Origin of the sequence: Mucilaginibacter psychrotolerans, from assembly GCF_004519315.1 — a bacterium.
In the GTDB taxonomy this organism is placed as follows: Bacteria; Bacteroidota; Bacteroidia; order Sphingobacteriales; family Sphingobacteriaceae; genus Mucilaginibacter; species Mucilaginibacter psychrotolerans.
Genome location: NZ_SOZE01000033.1, coordinates 1 through 17,018, shown reverse-complemented (window position 1 = coordinate 17,018; position 17,018 = coordinate 1). Strand labels below are relative to the sequence as shown.

Sequence of the window (17,018 nt, the reverse complement as noted above, 5' to 3'; positions counted from 1 at the left end):
TCAGGGTCTTGATTATTCCATTCTAAAAGTTTAGAAGGAGTCGTAGTGATGCGACAATTATATCGGCCAGACACCAATTAAATGTCGTATAAAATACCATCTACAGATTTTCTTCAAAAACCCATTTTACGCAGATGTAAAGTAAAGTGTTCTTTGAGTGTTTTTAATTAATTTCCTATTGGCATGGCTTCGTTTTTAAAAGGTACAAAATTACAACTATTTATGATAATAACAAAATGGTTAACATATTAGGAGGGGCTAATGTTTTTCGAAATACTAAAACCAAAACCTTGACCAGGCACTAAAAATTTAATGGCGTTATAAGAAATTTTCGTGCCGGTCCTATCTGGCTCACTCATATCATTATTTGACGGGAATGTCGGATAAAGTTTAAATTCATATTCATACGGCAAATTATTAACTTCAATAATAGTATTTACAGTATGGTGGTTTGCAAAGTAGTTGTCGACGATTCCGTTTCCTATCTTGTACTTTGCTATTAAATCCTGAAATACTAATACTTTTTGATTTTTTTGAAGCGTAATAGGTCTTTCCAATAGAAAGTCTTCCCCATTTAATACAATACCTTCCCCAATTTTTCGAGTTTTCCAGCGATCGCCGGCATTTTTTTTAAAACCAATCTCCTTCAATTCATACATCCCGAGTGGGGTATTACTAATTGATATGGGCATATTATACTCAAACTCCATTGTCTCGCCATATATATATTCGATTTCAAATTCGGTTCTCTGCAATAGAGTTAATTCATTATCTTTTATTGAAACAACGTCAAAAGATAATTTCAAATCTCTGCGGAATAAATCTGTTTTAAAGAAATTGCTTTCAATGACGGCATCAACTATCTGGTGCGGCATTCTGCCTTTGAGTATAGCCTCGAATAAATTGCCGTTGATTTCAGTTATCGTTATTTCCGCCTGTTCACGCAACTGACCAATCAATTTATTAAATTCTTCACCCAGAAATTTCGCCTCTTGTGCAAGTTCTTTTTTACTTTCTTGACTAACATTTTCAAGTAATTGTTTAAAATGCTCGTGTTGTTGTTGATCAATGAATGTATGGAGAAAAAAAGTAACTGTTATCACTTCTCCAAAAATCACAAACAAATGCGATATCAAAAACCAAACTGTTGAATGGGTATCTTTGCTAAAGTGATCGCATAACAGCCCTAACGCCATTATAAAAAGACCTATTAAAGTACAGCTTTTAGGGTTTTTTACGCTCCAAGTTTGAAGCCGATTAAGTCCAATTCCTTCCATGTTTTATTTGAAGTATAACATTAAGACTTAATCAGTTTAAACTCGTATTCGAAGGAATGGCTTAGAGGGGGGCTCTTAGTTAAAACTGGTTCTCTCATAATAAGGGCTTTTAGGTTGTTTTTAGTAGGCTAAATATAAAGTAATTTTTAAATTAAAAAGAATTTTTCGCGTTTATGTGAATTATTATGTGAAAGGTATGTGAAGCATCAGTTTAAATGTGTTTTTACTAATAAGACATAACTCCTCCTTTGCAGGTTTGGGCTGAAATGCCCTTGCTTACTCAACTCTCTCAATGAAGTACCCTACGGAAGCAGGACGTTCCGGCGCGTATTTGGCGCATTTTATCGATTGTGATGCACATTCGCTACCGTTCCTACGGGCGTGGAGCCTTCAATCGAGAAACCGTGCAGTAACGGCAATTTACCCTTTGCTTCTCTGTGTTTTCTCTGTTCACGCTGCGGTTAAAATTAACCACCCAGACTTCCCCTCCATAAAATAATAAATTCCCTTACCTTTGCATCCTTATGGGCAGATCTGGCAAACCACGGGTAAATAAGGTTTTTGAAAACGTAACGGTAATTGATATAGCCGAAGAAGGCAAAGGAGTAGGCAAAGCCGACGACTTTGTTTTGTTTATAGAAAAAGCCGTTCCCGGCGATGTTGCCGATATAGAAGTTTACCGCAGCAAGAAAAACTTCGGCGAAGGTAAGATTATCAATCTGGTAACACCCTCCGGATACCGCACCGATGCCTTCTGCGAGCATTTTGGCGTTTGCGGCGGCTGCAAATGGCAGCACATGACCTACGAGGCGCAGCTGAAATTCAAACAAAAGGCCGTGCACGATGCGCTTACCCGCATTGCCAAAATAGAGGTAGGCCATATGGATGCCATTGTGCCTTCCCCTGCTGATAAGTACTACCGCAACAAACTCGAGTACACTTTCTCCAATAAACGCTGGCTGTACGATGGCGAAAACCGAGAGGACGAGGCTCTTGATATGGATGCATTGGGTTTCCACATCCCCGGCAGGTTTGATAAGATATTGAACATCAACCACTGTTACCTGCAGGCCGAGCCATCAAACGATCTGCGCAACAGCATTAACCAATACGCCAAAGAGCAAGGCATCAGCTACTATGACGTACGCCAGCATACCGGCGCGTTACGTAACTTGATTATCCGCACCTCGTCTACCGGCGAGATTATGGTCATCGTAGTTTTTGCCCATGCTGATGAAGAGCAGGTAAGCAAGCTGATGGGTTTTGTGGATGCCAGATTCCCGCAGATCACCTCGCTGCTGTATATCCTGAACACAAAGATGAATGATACCATCTTCGATCAGGAGGTGCATAGCTGGAAAGGTCCTGAGTATATTCACGAGGAAATGGCAACTGCCGATGGCCGGACAATCCGCTTTAGGGTGGGTCCAAAATCCTTCTACCAAACCAATTCTATACAAGCACTGAAACTGTACGAGATAACCCGCGATTTTGCAGAATTTAAAGGCGACGAACTGGTTTATGACCTGTACACGGGTGCAGGTACTATAGCCAACTTTGTAGCCGGGCAGGTGCGCGAAGTGGTAGGGGTAGAGTACGTACCCACTGCCATAGAAGATGCCAAAGTGAACTCGCAGATAAACAACATCACCAACACCAAATTCTTTGCGGGCGATATGAAAGATGTGCTGGTGGCTGATTTTGTGGCCGAACATGGCAAGCCCGATGTAATCATCACCGACCCACCGCGCGCAGGTATGCATGCCGATGTAGTGGCCCGCCTGATGGAAATGGAAGCCCCTAAAATAGTTTATGTAAGCTGCAATGCCGCCACCCAGGCCCGTGATTTGTTGGTGCTGAAGGAAAAGTATGATACCGTAAAAATTCAGCCGGTAGATATGTTCCCGCATACTCAGCATGTGGAGAATGTGGTGCTGCTGAAACTAAGGGAGACTGTTTAGTCGATTGATAAGAACCGTTTATCCATTTCAACGCCGGAAATCCATATCCAAAAAAACGTTTGATTTATCGCAAAAAGGCGGGTAGGATTTTGTGGAATTTGGCACTGGTTTATTGTAAAAAAGTTCCAATTGCGTGATTTATTAATTGCAGCCAAAAAACACAGAAAAACACAGAAAAACACAGATTTTTGAAGATTTTTAACGGTTTTTGCCAGGTTCAAATCAGCAAGTCTCAGGCGGGGCTGACGCTATAATGTTTGTTCATTATTTCCATAATAGAAACCCGAAAAAATGACGGGCTTTCGCCTACCTGCTTAACGCTGCACAAACTTCCCCAATCGTGTCACTCAACGGCTTAAACTTAAAGCCAATCGCTTTCTTGATTTTACTTGTATCAAACTCCCGCGTTACCGAGGCGGCGCGCGCGCTGGTTTTATCTATGGCTGGGTCGTTTCCCGTCAGGCTTCCCCAAAATGATGCGCCGCGCCAGGCTACTTCCATCATAAAGGGCGTTGCCAGCTTCAATGGAGCAGGTACGCCGAGGCAGCTCGCTATCTCTGTAAAAATTTGCTGAAAAGGGCGGTTTTCTGCAGAAATAATGTACCGCTCGCCGCTGATGCCGCTTTCCATCAGCGCAACCATACATTTTGCTACGTCCTGCACATCTACGAAACCCATGGTGCCTTTGGTGTAGTATTTCAAGCCCTTGCGCACGGTCTCGAAGATTTGCCCGCTACCTTCCAGCCCCGCACTGGGGCCGATGATGATGCTGGGGTTTACAATAACGGCATCAAGTCCCTCGGCAATGCCGCGCCAAACTTCCATCTCGCTCTCCAGTTTAGATATGGCGTAGCCGTCTTCTTCCAGCGTTGGGTCCAGGTGGTGCTCTTCGGTAATCAATTCGCCGGGTTTGGCTTCGCCCACGGCTGCTACCGAACTGGTATGTACCATACGGATGCCTTTTTCCATGCAAAGATTTACCAGGTAGCCCGTGCCGGTTACGTTGGTGCGTATCATCGGGTTTTTATCTGCAGCCTTTAAGGACACCCATGCAGCACAATTGTACACCTGCGTAACGCCATCCAACGCTGCATCCAACGCAAAGGCATCCATCAGGTCGGCCTCTACCCAGTCTATTTTGGCAGGGTAGGGCACCAAAATTTCGGGTACTGTAGACGAGCTGCGTTTAGTACAGCGGATGCTATTACCCCGCAGGATAAGCTCCCTTGCCAGTTCGGCCCCTAAAAAACCTGTTGCGCCTGTAACTAAAATCATATGTGCAAATGTGAGAAAAATGTGCAGATGTGCAAATTTCAGATGTGCAGATGAAGTCACACTATAAGTGGACGAACCACATCAGCCACTAAAAGCATTTGCACATCGCATATCTCCACATCCAAAAATATCTGCACATTTGCATATCCGCACATTTGCACATCTAAGAACATGTCTTTAGCCGATTTTTTTGCCCCGATAGATATAAAGAAAATAACTCCTAAAGATGGGTTTTATACCAGCCAGCTTGGCGATAAAATAGAGCACCATTCTGTCGCCTTCCCCGATTTGGAGCAGAAGGCGGATATTGCCATCATCGGCGTGCTGGAAGATCGCAACGCTATAAACAATGCCGGCTGCGCCCTTGGTCCAGATTATGTGCGCGAAAAGCTATACCAGCTTAACGAGGGCGCTTACAACACTAAAATAGTAGACCTGGGCAACATAGCGCGTGGCGAAAAGGTAACCGACACCTATTACGCTCTTAAAACGGTGGTAGAAGAACTGGTGAAGAAGGACATTCTTCCACTGATTATAGGCGGCGGGCAGGACTTGACTTACGCCCAATACATGGGCTACGAAAGCCTGGAGCAAAAGGTAGATGTGCTGGTGGTTGATTCGCATTTCGATTTGGACGACGATGGCTTCGGCAACAGCATAGAAACCAATTCCATTGCTTACCTCAACAAGATACTCCTGCACGAGCCAAACTACCTTTTCAACTTCAGCAATCTGGGGTACCAAACGTATTTCACCAGCCAGGAAAGTCTTCGGGTGATGGATAAGCTTTATTTTGATGTACACCGCCTGGGCGAACTGACCGGGAATATCACCGTAACCGAGCCGGTTATCCGCAACGCCAATATGCTAAGCTTCGATATAGGTGTCATCCGCTCTTCAGATGCTGCAGCCAACGCTAACGCTAAGCCGAACGGCTTTTACGGCGAAGAGGCTTGCCAGATATGCCGCTATGCCGGTTTCAGCGATAAGCTTACTTCGATAGGTTTTTACGAATTTAACCCCGCTTACGATACCAACGGCCAAACGGCTATGCTGGTATCGCAAATGGTGTGGTGTTTTATAGATGGCTTTTATAACCGAAAGAAAGACTTTCCGCTAAACCCTAAATCGCAATACCTTATTTATAAAACCAGCCTGAAGCATGACGAGCATGAACTCGTGTTCGTAAAAAGTAAAAAAAGCGACCGCTGGTGGATGCAAGTACCGTACCCAACTGGCGGTTCGCGCAACGAACGTTTCCACCTGGTACCTTGCCGGTACGAGGATTATAAAACTGCCCGCTCCGGCGATATGCCCGATTTATGGTGGCGTACTTACCAAAAGTTGAACTAAGCTGCAATTCATTAGCCCTTTAAGCGTTACACTATCTTTACTATTATTATAATGAAGAGATTTTTTCTGTGCCTGCTGGCTTCTTTGCCCGCATTGGCATTCGCCCAAACTGCCGCGCCTTTTACCATAAAAGGAAAGGTTGGCAAGTTAAATAAACCGGCCCAGGCCTTTTTAGCTTATCAGTTGGGTGCCAATAATGTTATTGATTCGGCAGCCATTGTAAACGGTGAGTTTACTTTTACCGGCACGATAACCAATCCTGTAAATGCCACCATGTTTATAGATTATAAAAGCGATGGCTTTGCAAAATACGTTGCCCAAAATTTTAACCAGGGAACAGGGCCAGCAAAAACGGCCGACTATTTAGGCTTTTACGTAGAAAAAGGCGAAATGGGTATTACCTCGCCCGATTCGTTGAAGCATGGAAAAGTAACCGGTTCTAAAACAACCGACGACGAAGCCAGGCTGACAGCACAGCTTAAACCAATTATGGAGAAAGCGAAGGCCCTGGCTAACGAAGCCAAGGCCGTCACACCTGTGCAGCAACAGTCGGCGGCGTTCCAAAATAGTATGCAGGCTAAATACAAAGCATTGCAACAAGAGCAAAAAACAGCGTTGAAGGGCTTCATTATCAGCAATCCCGACAGTTACCTTAGCTTGATGGTGCTTACCAGCGTAAGCGGTCCATCGCCGGATGTAGCCGAGGTTGAGCCATTGTTCAACGCATTGTCGGACGAATTGAAAAACTCTGATCAGGGCAAGCAATTGAAATACGAGCTGGATAAACTCAAAGTAACCGCAATTGGATCACTGGCGCCCGATTTTATACAAAACGATATAAACGGCAAACCCGTTCAACTCTCATCATTCAGGGGGAAATACGTGTTGATAGATTTCTGGGCATCGTGGTGCGGCCCTTGCCGACAGGAGAATCCGAATGTAGTGCGAACCTATAATAAATATAAAAGCAAAAACTTCACTGTTTTGGGCGTATCACTGGATAAAGAAAGTGGCCGCGATGCATGGCTGGCCGCCATCAAAAACGACCATTTGGAATGGACGCAAGTGTCTGATCTGAAGTTTTGGAACAATATGGCTGCTACATTATATGGCGTACAAGCTATTCCTCAAAACTATTTGATCGATCCGCAAGGCAAGATAGTAGCCAAGAACCTGCGCGGAGACGATTTGGATAACAAGTTAGAAGAACTGTTGGGGAAAATATAAAATTGGTGAGTGGTTGATTGAGTGAATGGTTAAGTTTTGCGACCACGCACCTAATCAACCCGATCAACCACTCACTAACCTAGAACATCGGGTAACTCGTCGGCTCCGGCGCTAATTTTTGATTGACAAGCGCCTCAATCTCGGGTATAACAGCAATTTCGGCTTCGCCGTAAACCTGCTTTGTACGCTGCAGTTTTGCCATTTGTTGTTTTATCCAATCGGCAGATGGTTGTTCTTTTTCTCTCCATTTTTTTAAGGCCTCCAAACCAACAAAGCCTGCATCAGACATATTTTTTGCGTGGCGCATGATATCTGCATTTAACTGTGCTTTTCCGGGCATGCTTTGCAAATCGGCGTATTGGTTTGCCCATTGCATAAGCATGGCGTTAATAGCTTCATAGCTGTGGTGGTCGGGGCTTTGCAGGTAACTTTTAACCAGCGCTCTGAATTTTCTTTTCACCTCCGAATCGACCATGATAACGTCTGATAACGTAGCCAAAGGTGCCGTTTGGTAACTCGCGCTTGGTGTCTTGGTCATTTTGGCGAAGAGTTTTTTATAGCCTTTTACCGGGCTTAGAACATCGGCAAGCGTTTTTAAAGCAATAATGTCGCCGCCATCGTTTAAGCGCCTCAACCCTTTTTCGTATTCACTGATGTGCTGCAAGCCGATATCGTCCAACTGCCGGCTTAATACAGCAAGTCGGCGGTACATATCGTCTACGTCATTAACCTCCACCGGCGACCATAACCTCTCTGCAATTGCCGCAGTACGTGGCCACATACGTGTTTCGGCATTGTTTTTATCCATGGCCTCGGCCCACTGTGCCGCCTCGCCGCCTAAAACCTTTGCTGCTAAAGCATATTCGAGCTTATTGGCAAACAAATAGTTTTGATAGTGAATATATGCCGGCATAAATAGGTCGAGGTAAAAACCGTTCGAAATGATAACCGGGTGGCCAAGCCCGGCTGCACTCCTGGCTTTGGTGCCGTCTTGCCAAACCTGTACGGCAACATCTTTTGGCAAATCTTTAGATAGCAGTTCTTCCCATCCGGTTGTATGCTTATGGTGCTTAGTTAATATTTTTTGCACCCGGCTTACAAAATAAGCCTGCAGAGCGTGGGTATCTGCTATTTTCTTATCCTTCATAAAGGCCACAATGGCCGGGTTGTTTTTCCAAGCCACGCCGTTGTTTTCGTCCGCACCGATGTGGATATAAGGTGAGGGGAATAACGCGGACATCTCGCCTAAAAATTTATTCAGGAAAAGGTAGGTGCTTTCTTTAGATGGGTCGAAGGTTGGCGTAGGCGCGGTGCTCAACATCTTCATAATATCCATCAGCCCCATTGGTTTATCGCCCGGCGAAAAGCGTGGACCCGGCATATAAGTTTTGCCCGGCGTGGCCGAGAGGCTTGGGTAGCCCGCCAAAAAGCCGGTAGTGTGCCCCGGCATATCAAACTCGGGGACTATCATCACGCCGCGTTTTTTTGCGTATGCAATAAGGTCTTTTATTTCAGACTGTGTAAAATATTCGCCGAACGAGCCTTTTTTCTGCAACTCCGGGAACACTTTCGATTCGATGCGGAAACCCTCATCATCCGACAAATGGAGGTGCAAAACGTTCATCTTCACAGCCGCCATAGCATCTATATTGCGCTCAATTACATCCAACGGGATAAAATGACGGGCCACATCAATCATCAACCCTCGCCAAACAAAACGCGGAGAATCATTGATTTTAGCTATCGGTAAATAGTAACCTGTATCATCGTATTGTACCAATTGCAGGAAAGTTTCTAGTCCGTGTAAGGCACCGGTGGTATTGGGCGCTTCCAGTTTTATTTGTTTTGCGCTCACTGTAATGCTGTAAGATTCATCCTGCCCGATAACAACGCCGGCGTTAGCTCTTACGGTGATGAGCAGACTTGCGCTGTCTGCTTTATCGCTGGCAGTAATTCGCTGTTGTTTAAAAAATAGCTGTGTACGGCGGTTTAAAGTTTGCAAAGCTCTATTAACGCCGAAGTACAGCGTGGCATCCGCAGCGTCCGTTTTAACCGCAATTGTAAACGAGGGGGTAAGGGCAAACTTTCCATCAACTACGGTAATACTTTTGGGCATCGGCATCAAGGTAGTTACCTGCTGGGTTTGGGCGTTTGCCGTAGCAGCAAGTAGCATCAGCAAAACAATGGGTAATAGTTTTTTTATCATGAGGGTTGTTTGAGGTTATCGAGAATGGCCACGCCTGTGGCAGTGCAAGCCCCGCGCAGGTATATGGTTATAGTATTTGCCGCCAGTTGAAACGGCGACAACTGGTGCTTTTGAAAGTGAGTTGAACGGGTGAGCGAACGGTATAAGATATCGATGGTCTCCATAAACACAAGAGGGTTGGTATCGGCCCGGAAAAGTTGTTGCTCAACGCCCTCCTCCATCGTTTGAATAAGGTAGCGGCCATATGAAGCCATTTCTTTGGCCATTATTTTATCCTGTAGCTTAGGGTAGTAGTAGTTAAGATCGTGGTAAAATTCTGGAGCGGCTTTAAAATCTTCCTCAATGCCTTTATAAAGAATACTGCTTAAACGGGTAATGGGGTCCATTGCCGCAGCGGTGAACTTATTAAAAGAAACTTTTAGATTTTGGTAGTGTAAAATAAGGCATGCCTCCAGCAGGTCTTCTTTGCCACTGAAATATTTATATACTGTTTTGGTAGATATACCCAACGGATTGATAATCTGCTGCACCGTCATCTCACGGATGCCGCGCAGCAAAAATTGCTGGAGCGAACTTTCGACTATTTCTTCTTTCGTCATGCTTGTTGGAAAATAATTGTTGATTGATGTTTTCCAATAGCAAATGTGCTGTGGGAAATATTAATTACCAAATATTTTCCGGTATTTATTTTGCCTCTGACTAGTCAAGCGCTCATAATAAGGCTTATCTGTAACGGAACTTTTGGGTATTATGTTAAATATTTGTAATAAAAGAATTATACTCGCTGCTGAGAAGCGAAAATTCATTTTATTAGGGGTTCGCTATTAATTAACACCAATCATGAAGAAATTTCTACTAAGTGCCTTCGCGCTTATACCTGCTGTTGTTTTTGCACAGCATACCGAATACACCGTACAAGGTAATGTAGGTGCACTAAATGCCCCTGCAAAAGTTTATCTGCAATACCGTAAGGATGGCAAATCGGTAACCGATTCTGTTACGCTGAAAGATGGAAAATTCATCTTTAAAGGCGATGCCGGTAGTTCCCCAATAAGCGCCCGCCTTTGGTTTAACCCCACAGCATCGGGCTTAAACAGTGCGGAAGATTCGCATTCGCTATACCTGGAGCCGGGTGTAATTACCCTTACTACTACCAACTTACTGGCCAACGGAAAACTGGAAGGGCCAAAAACCAACCAGGAAAATGAATTGTACCATGCCGCGTTAAAAGTGGTTGATGATGGTTACGCCGCGCTTGATGCCCGTGAAAAAGCGGCAGGTGATGCCGCTAAAGCCGATGCCTTTATCAGCCAAACTAAGCTGAAGGAAAAAGCATTGAATGACCAATGGATAAATATTAACAAGCAGTTTATTATAGACCATCCCAATTCATTCATCAGCCTTACAGCCTTGCGTTCGTATGCTTACAGTGCCGATTATGCCGATCTGGCACCTTTGTATGAATCCCTGTCGGCAGACGTTAAACAATCTAAAGATGGTAAAGCCTTTGGCGACTTGCTACCCAAGCTGAAGGCCGTTGCCCTTGGTGCTGTTGCGCCGGAGTTTGCCGAAGCCGATACAGCAGGCAAGGTAGTAAGTCTGTCTTCTTTCCGTGGTAAATATGTATTGATTGATTTTTGGGCATCGTGGTGCGGCCCTTGCCGTGCCGAAAACCCTAATGTGGTGAAAGCTTACGGAAAATATAAGGACAAGAATTTCACCATTGTTGGTGTATCGCTTGATAGATCTACAGCCAAAAAAGCCTGGCTGGATGCAATTCATAAAGACGGCTTGGCCTGGACACAGCTTTCAGACCTTAAGTTTTGGGATAGCAAAGCGGCGGGCCTTTATGGTGTAAGGGCTATTCCTCAAAACTTTTTGATTGACCCAAGCGGTAAAATCATCGCCAAAAACTTAAGGGGCGACGATTTGAATGATAAGTTGGCCGAGTTATTCGGAAAAATTTAGAAGATTATATAGTCACTTGGGAATAAAAAAAGGCGGAATTGCAATGTGCATTTCCGCCTTTTTGATTTTATTGGACTAATCGCAATCACTTAATGCCCCAATGACTAAAGTAAGTCAAACCCTATATCTCTCCTAAAATATACGCCGTCATAATAGATGCGTGCGGCATCGGCGGTGGCTTGCTGCAAGGCATTAAACATGTTATCCTGCAGGCTGGTGATGGCCAGCACGCGACCGCCGGTGGTAATTACGTCATCGCCGCTTAGGCTTGTACCCGCATGGAACACGTGTGATCCGCGCACGTTCTCAATACCGCTGATGGCTTTATTCTTTAAATATTCGCCGGGGTAACCGCCTGCTACGCAAACTACAGTTGCGGCGGTTTTGTCAGATATGATGAGTTCTTTCTCATTCAGGTTGCCATGGGCCACACCCTCCAGCAGGTCTACAAAATCCGATTCAATACGTGGCATTACGCTTTCGGTTTCCGGGTCGCCCATGCGGCAGTTGTATTCTATCACCCATGGTTCGCCGTCGGTATTCATCAGGCCGATGAAGATAAAGCCTTTGTAGGGAATGCCTTCTTTTTTAAGTCCCTCAACCGTTGGTATGATTACTTTTTGCTCCACCTTGGTCATGAATTCAGCATCTGCAAAAGGCACCGGCGATATCGAACCCATTCCGCCGGTATTGAGGCCGGTGTCGCCCTCGCCAATGCGTTTGTAATCTTTGGCCTCGGGCAGTATTTTGTAATTGGTGCCATCCGTCATCACAAAAACCGAAAGTTCAATACCAGTGAGGAATTGTTCTATCACCACTTTCGAGCTGGCATCGCCAAATTTGGCTTCGGTAAGCATCTCGGCCAATTCGAGTTTGGCTTCTTCCAGGGTAAGGCATATTAAAACGCCCTTACCTGCTGCCAAGCCGTCGGCTTTTAAAACGACAGGGAGACCCGCCGTGGCCAGGTAATCGAACCCTTCTTGCAGGGTGTCTTTAGTAAACGTTTTGGATGCAGCGGTGGGCACATTGTTACGCTGCATAAAATCCTTGCTGAAATCCTTGCTGCCTTCCAGTTGCGCGGCCTGTTGCTGCGGGCCTATCACCGGTATATCCTTCAGTTCATCATCTGCCAAAAAGAAATCATGGATGCCTTTTACCAGGGGTTCTTCAGGGCCAACCAATACCATGTCGATGCCGTTGCTTAGGGCAAATGCTTTTATGCCCGCAAAATCGGTAACCTTAAGGTCAACGTTGGTGCCGTATTGGCCGGTGCCGGCATTGCCGGGAGCAATAAAAAGCTTCTCGCATTTAGGGCTTTGGGCAATTTTCCAGGCGAAGGCGCTTTCCCTTCCGCCCGAACCGAGGATCAGGATGTTCATGGGGCGAATATACTTAATGTGCAGATAAATGTGCGGATGTGCAGATTTCAAATGTGCTGCTAATTTTACGATGAGATTTGTTAAGTTTACTTCATGTCGAAAAGGTTTGATAAAATATTGAATCTGCCGGTTTACAAAAAAGCGGACGAGATTTATGAGCTTGCGCAAGTTATTGTTGAAGTGATTGGTGAAAGCGATAAGAGAGAAGCGGAGTTTTACCGTACAGAGATACTTAGCAACGCTACGTTAATACTCGGCAAAATTGCCGGCGCTTCTGGCGGCACGCTATATTCGCTAAAAATGTATAATGCAGTTCGTATCAGGCTGGCCATACAGGATATGATGAACGCCGTTATCTGCACCGAAATGTTTGGTATGAACGAGGAGGACTACGTGCAACTGATGCGCGATAAGGTAGAAGAGTTTAGGATAACGTTCGTACAATGGATCCGCGGATTTGATAAAACGAACGATCTCCCCGACGACTGGGGCATCCGCTTTGACACCAGTACGCCCGAGCAAGAAAAACTGGAAGAACTGCTATTTGACGAGGATAAGTTTTTTGACGGGTTGAGCGAGGATGATGACGACGACTTAGGTTGGACAAACGATGATGAGAACCATAACAAATAATAGCTGTCCTTCGCCAGGATACCCTTAGTTTATCAGCCCACATCTGTTAAGCAGAAACAGGGTACGTGGCCTTGTTTTTGCATTATCTGCTTATTAAATTATCTTTAGGTACGAAAAAACTCATTCGTTTTGGCGCAAAAACCTTTACTTACCTATATTCCGGCCCTTACCGGCGTGCGCGCAATGGCCGCATACCTGGTATTCATTTCGCATTACTGCTACGCATTTGATGAGAATTTTCCCCATGCTGTGCAACGTTTCTTTACCGAATTCCACATTGGGGTAACCATCTTCTTTACGCTATCAGGCTTTTTAATCGCTTTCCGTTATTTTGATACGTTCGAATTAACCGGCGATTGGTTTAAACAATACCTCAAAAACCGTGTGGCGCGTATATACCCCATGTATTTCCTGCTTACGCTGGGTGCTTTCGCCAGTTTCTACTTCAGTGCCGACGAAAAGGTAACCAACGGCTTTGGCAGCCCGATAGGTTTACTGCTGATGAACATTACCTTCGTGCGTGGCTTTTTTGATCACTTGAAATTTACCGGCATTGCCCAGGGTTGGAGCTTAACGGTAGAAGAGTGCTTTTACTTCTCGGCACCGTTTATCTTTTTCTTTGCGCAACGGTACAAGAAATTTTATATACAGCCTTTCATCATTACCGCCACCGGTGCCTTGTTGGTGCTCATCTTCCGCAATGTAAACTGGTATGGTTTCTTCGGCAATTTTACGTTCATGATGCTCTATACCTTTTTAGGGCGTTGTTTCGAGTTTTTTGTGGGGATACAGTTGGCGCTTATTGTACGCAAGAAAACTTTAGATGGGCAAAGTAAACAGAAGCTTACTTACCTCGGCTTCGTACTCATATTTGCCTGTGTGTGGTTTATGAGTACGCTACCTATACCCAAAGGCGAAGCTGCAGGGTTGCAGCATCCGCTGGGCATCATCACCAATAATTACCTGCTGTCTATCAGTATAGCACTCTTTTTTTACGGGTTACTTACCGAAACTTCCCTTCTTAAGAAAATATTATCCAATAAATTCGTTGAGTTGCTGGGCAAAAGCTCGTATATATTTTATCTAATTCACTTAGGGTGGATGTATAATGGCTTGCACTTTAGCATAAACTGGCTAAACGATTATATCTTTGATCTGTACGACAAATGGGGCGTGGATTGGGTGTCGCCCTTCCAATACGATAACCTGAATGTGCTTTATGCGTTCATTATCCTCAACGGGGTATCTATACTGTTATTTAAAACCATAGAGGAACCGTTGAACCACTACATCCGCCAGTCGGACTTTTTGATAAAGAACAAAAAACGAACAGCGTCCGTATAAAACGGGGCTTAAAAAAAGACATGATATAAAAATGCGATTACTAAGAGGCTTTAAATTTTATATTGTTACCCTAAGCATCATAATGGCGGGCTGCTACAGCACCTTTGCGCAGGATGATAAGGAAGACGAAGGTGAAGTGTTCATTGAGGTTAAACCAGGCACCAAGAACGCCATTTTTAAGGGTAGCGATAACGTAGAATTTAAGCTAAAGGTAAAGAGCACATATAAAGAAAACCAGGACGGCAAACTTACTTATAACGTATTAAGCGACGATTTTAAGCAGCTATCTACCAGTAGCATGCCTGTGCATCTTATCAAAAATTCATCTGAAACGTACAGTGTAAGCCTGCCCAAGCGCATCCCCGGCTTTTATCGGGTGCATTTTATGTTCAACCTTACTAGTTACGACGATACCGTAAAACGCGTGTTTGGCGTAGACCCTGAGCAGATAAAGACTACCCTGCACAAACCTGCCGATTTCGATAGCTTTTGGCAGGGCACTATAGATACCCTTAAAAGTATTAAGCCCGAATTTCAGTTTACTGAGGACAAAAAGAAATCGACCAAAGAGAAGGTTGTTTACCTGTGCGAAATGAAATCGTGGGAGGGTATCACCATCCGTGGATGGCTCACTGTGCCAAAAGGTGGCAAAAATTACCCTATACTGTACCGTGTGCCGGGTTACACCATTGATATGAAACCCGACTATGATAAAGAGGATTTTGCGGTGTTTACGATCAATGTGCGCGGTAACGGCAACAGTCGCGACGTAATTGCGCCCGATTATAAACAGTATAATCTGGTTAATATAGAGAGCCGCGATAAGTATATTTACCGCGGCGCTTATATGGACTGCCTTCGTGGGGTTGATTTTTTGGCGGCCAACGCTGCAAAGCTGAGGCTGAATCCCGAAAAGATAGTGGTAGAGGGTGGTAGCCAGGGCGGCGCGCTGGCGGTGTTTGTTGCGGCTATGGATAAGCGCGTTAAGCTCTGTACCTTTCAGGTGCCGTTATACGCCGATATGCACGATTCGTATGCCATAGGCAGCTCATACCCGGTTGATACCTGGCCTACGCTGGTGTTTCATGAGTACATTAAGAAACATAATGGCTTTACTAAAGAAAAGCTATTGGCAGTTTGGGATTATTACGACCCCCAGAACTTTGCCGACAAAGTAAAAAGTAAGGTGCTGATGGGGATTGGCTTGCTCGACGAATTTTGTCCGCCGCGCTGCAGTTTTGGTATGTTCAATAAATTTGCCAATACCAGCAACGAATATTTTGTAGTGGCCGATAAGGCGCATGAGGTTAATTTTACCTACTTTACATTTCAATACTACTGGCTGAAAGAAGATTTCAGGATGCCGTAAACAGCAGACACCTATGAAAAAAGTTTACATCATTTGTTTATTACTGGTTATCATCGGCTCTGCATATCAGCAGGCCTTTGCAGGCTGGCCCATTGGTAAATATCGCAATATTGTAGTGCCATCATTTAATTATTATACCTCTAAGGATGTATATAACAGCAGTGGGAAAAAGGTGAAACCTGATGGCAACAGCCAGTTTACCAGCTATGCTTACGGCCTTTATGTAGGCTACGGTATTACCCGCCGGCTGGACCTTATTGTAAACGTGTTGGCACCCAACCAGCAAAGCCAGTTCACCACTACCGCCGGTACAACATACCAGCAAAGCTTCGGCCTGGGCGATCTGCAGGCCGGCCTGAGCTACGCCCTGATAAACTTTGATTATAAAGCCTATTTTTCGGTACAGGTATCTGGCATTGCGCCACTGTATAAACACGATGATAACCTGCTCGATTTGGGTTACGGCACCTTTGGCTCCGAAATAAAATTTATGTACACCGGTAGCTTTAACAAAAACTTCCTCAGGGGATGCTACTTTAACCTGGAGACCGGGTACCGTCGCTACTTTGATGCGCAGGGGCCTAATGTTATCCTTTACTCTGCACTACTGGGTATCCCTCTCAATAAAAAGAACCAGATAAGTTTCGAAATTGGCGGGCAAAGGTCCTCCAGTTCCAACAAATCATTTAGTCAGAACTTAAGCGTAAACCGCGACTTTGCCTTTACCAAGGGTGCTATCAATGTAGGGCATACGTTTAGCCATAGATTCTCGCTCTTTGCCAACGGCTTTTACACCTTTATGGGCCGTAACTCGGGCGTTGGGTATGGTGGGGCGTTGCAGGCGGTGTTGAAGATATGACCGCTGATTTAGGGTGATTTTTTTGATTCCGTTGATTTTTGATGGAGCTCAAGAGATTCTGTGTTAATAATCAAATATTTTTTAATTTTGATTTATTAAAGGCGGCTTAAGTCAGCCTGTTTAGGGCAGTTCATCATTTAATGGCTGCCCTAACCCTTTTAAACCGC

13 protein-coding genes are annotated in these 17,018 nt (G+C 44.8%); 8 read left to right on the top strand and 5 right to left on the bottom strand.

Annotated features, from left to right (window positions below; genetic code table 11):
• Nucleotides 1-248: 248 nt before the first annotated feature.
• Nucleotides 249-1,277, bottom strand: coding sequence for a hypothetical protein (locus E2R66_RS22720; RefSeq protein WP_133235128.1), 1,029 nt, complete (start codon nt 1,275-1,277; stop codon nt 249-251).
• Nucleotides 1,278-1,801: 524 nt separating this feature from the next.
• Between E2R66_RS22720 and rlmD the strand changes: the two genes are divergently transcribed.
• A complete protein-coding gene (gene rlmD / locus E2R66_RS22715; RefSeq protein WP_133235126.1) occupies nt 1,802-3,238 on the top strand; it encodes a 23S rRNA (uracil(1939)-C(5))-methyltransferase RlmD in 1,437 nt (478 codons plus the stop codon).
• Nucleotides 3,239-3,544: 306 nt separating this feature from the next.
• Here rlmD and E2R66_RS22710 read toward each other — a convergent pair whose 3' ends face one another.
• Nucleotides 3,545-4,513, bottom strand: coding sequence for an NAD-dependent epimerase/dehydratase family protein (locus E2R66_RS22710; RefSeq protein WP_133235124.1), 969 nt, complete (start codon nt 4,511-4,513; stop codon nt 3,545-3,547).
• 171 nt (nt 4,514-4,684) lie between these two features.
• On the opposite strand from E2R66_RS22710, the gene E2R66_RS22705 reads away from it, so the two are divergent.
• Nucleotides 4,685-5,866 carry a formimidoylglutamase gene (locus E2R66_RS22705; protein WP_133235122.1) on the top strand — a complete coding sequence of 394 codons (1,182 nt, stop codon included), beginning with the start codon at nt 4,685-4,687 and terminating at the stop codon, nt 5,864-5,866.
• A 51-nt stretch (nt 5,867-5,917) separates the two neighbouring features.
• On the top strand, nt 5,918-7,093 hold the full coding sequence (locus E2R66_RS22700) for a redoxin domain-containing protein (protein ID WP_133235120.1): 1,176 nt from the start codon (nt 5,918-5,920) through the stop codon (nt 7,091-7,093).
• Between the two features lie 79 nt (nt 7,094-7,172).
• Here the strand turns inward: E2R66_RS22700 and E2R66_RS22695 are convergent, their stop codons facing one another.
• Both E2R66_RS22695 and E2R66_RS22690 read right to left on the bottom strand, forming a co-directional pair.
• A complete protein-coding gene (locus E2R66_RS22695; protein WP_133235118.1) occupies nt 7,173-9,299 on the bottom strand; it encodes a beta-N-acetylhexosaminidase in 2,127 nt (708 codons plus the stop codon).
• Complete coding sequence (locus E2R66_RS22690) at nt 9,296-9,898, bottom strand: TetR/AcrR family transcriptional regulator (RefSeq protein ID WP_133235116.1); 603 nt, start codon at nt 9,896-9,898, stop codon at nt 9,296-9,298. Before E2R66_RS22690 ends, E2R66_RS22695 begins: the two co-directional genes overlap by 4 nt.
• Nucleotides 9,899-10,139: 241 nt before the next feature.
• On the opposite strand from E2R66_RS22690, the gene E2R66_RS22685 reads away from it, so the two are divergent.
• Nucleotides 10,140-11,267, top strand: coding sequence for a TlpA disulfide reductase family protein (locus E2R66_RS22685; RefSeq protein WP_133235114.1), 1,128 nt, complete (start codon nt 10,140-10,142; stop codon nt 11,265-11,267).
• A gap of 104 nt (nt 11,268-11,371) precedes the next feature.
• Here E2R66_RS22685 and purD read toward each other — a convergent pair whose 3' ends face one another.
• Nucleotides 11,372-12,646, bottom strand: coding sequence for a phosphoribosylamine--glycine ligase (purD, locus tag E2R66_RS22680; RefSeq protein WP_133235112.1), 1,275 nt, complete (start codon nt 12,644-12,646; stop codon nt 11,372-11,374).
• A 93-nt stretch (nt 12,647-12,739) separates the two neighbouring features.
• On the opposite strand from purD, the gene E2R66_RS22675 reads away from it, so the two are divergent.
• The 4 genes from E2R66_RS22675 (at nt 12,740) to E2R66_RS22660 (ending at nt 16,851) form a co-directional block, all read left to right on the top strand.
• On the top strand, nt 12,740-13,279 hold the full coding sequence (locus E2R66_RS22675; RefSeq protein WP_133235110.1) for a hypothetical protein: 540 nt from the start codon (nt 12,740-12,742) through the stop codon (nt 13,277-13,279).
• Between the two features lie 129 nt (nt 13,280-13,408).
• The gene (locus E2R66_RS22670; protein WP_133235108.1) at nt 13,409-14,623 is read left to right on the top strand and encodes an acyltransferase family protein; all 1,215 of its coding nucleotides are present in this window, start codon (nt 13,409-13,411) and stop codon (nt 14,621-14,623) included.
• Between the two features lie 31 nt (nt 14,624-14,654).
• The gene (locus E2R66_RS22665; RefSeq protein ID WP_133235106.1) at nt 14,655-15,992 is read left to right on the top strand and encodes an acetylxylan esterase; all 1,338 of its coding nucleotides are present in this window, start codon (nt 14,655-14,657) and stop codon (nt 15,990-15,992) included.
• Nucleotides 15,993-16,005: 13 nt separating this feature from the next.
• Nucleotides 16,006-16,851 (top strand): hypothetical protein, encoded by an 846-nt coding sequence (locus tag E2R66_RS22660; RefSeq protein WP_133235104.1) that lies wholly within the window; start codon nt 16,006-16,008, stop codon nt 16,849-16,851.
• The last annotated feature ends 167 nt before the right edge of the window (nt 16,852-17,018 follow it).

Coding starts and splice junctions, on each gene's coding strand:
- E2R66_RS22665 (WP_133235106.1), top strand. CDS start 14,655: ATGCGATTACTAAGAGGCTTTAAATTTTATATTGTTACCCTAAGCATC.
- E2R66_RS22690 (WP_133235116.1), bottom strand. CDS start 9,898: ATGACGAAAGAAGAAATAGTCGAAAGTTCGCTCCAGCAATTTTTGCTG.
- E2R66_RS22705 (WP_133235122.1), top strand. CDS start 4,685: ATGTCTTTAGCCGATTTTTTTGCCCCGATAGATATAAAGAAAATAACT.
- rlmD (WP_133235126.1), top strand. CDS start 1,802: ATGGGCAGATCTGGCAAACCACGGGTAAATAAGGTTTTTGAAAACGTA.
- E2R66_RS22685 (WP_133235114.1), top strand. CDS start 10,140: ATGAAGAAATTTCTACTAAGTGCCTTCGCGCTTATACCTGCTGTTGTT.
- E2R66_RS22675 (WP_133235110.1), top strand. CDS start 12,740: ATGTCGAAAAGGTTTGATAAAATATTGAATCTGCCGGTTTACAAAAAA.
- E2R66_RS22710 (WP_133235124.1), bottom strand. CDS start 4,513: ATGATTTTAGTTACAGGCGCAACAGGTTTTTTAGGGGCCGAACTGGCA.
- E2R66_RS22660 (WP_133235104.1), top strand. CDS start 16,006: ATGAAAAAAGTTTACATCATTTGTTTATTACTGGTTATCATCGGCTCT.
- purD (WP_133235112.1), bottom strand. CDS start 12,646: ATGAACATCCTGATCCTCGGTTCGGGCGGAAGGGAAAGCGCCTTCGCC.
- E2R66_RS22695 (WP_133235118.1), bottom strand. CDS start 9,299: ATGATAAAAAAACTATTACCCATTGTTTTGCTGATGCTACTTGCTGCT.
- E2R66_RS22700 (WP_133235120.1), top strand. CDS start 5,918: ATGAAGAGATTTTTTCTGTGCCTGCTGGCTTCTTTGCCCGCATTGGCA.
- E2R66_RS22720 (WP_133235128.1), bottom strand. CDS start 1,277: ATGGAAGGAATTGGACTTAATCGGCTTCAAACTTGGAGCGTAAAAAAC.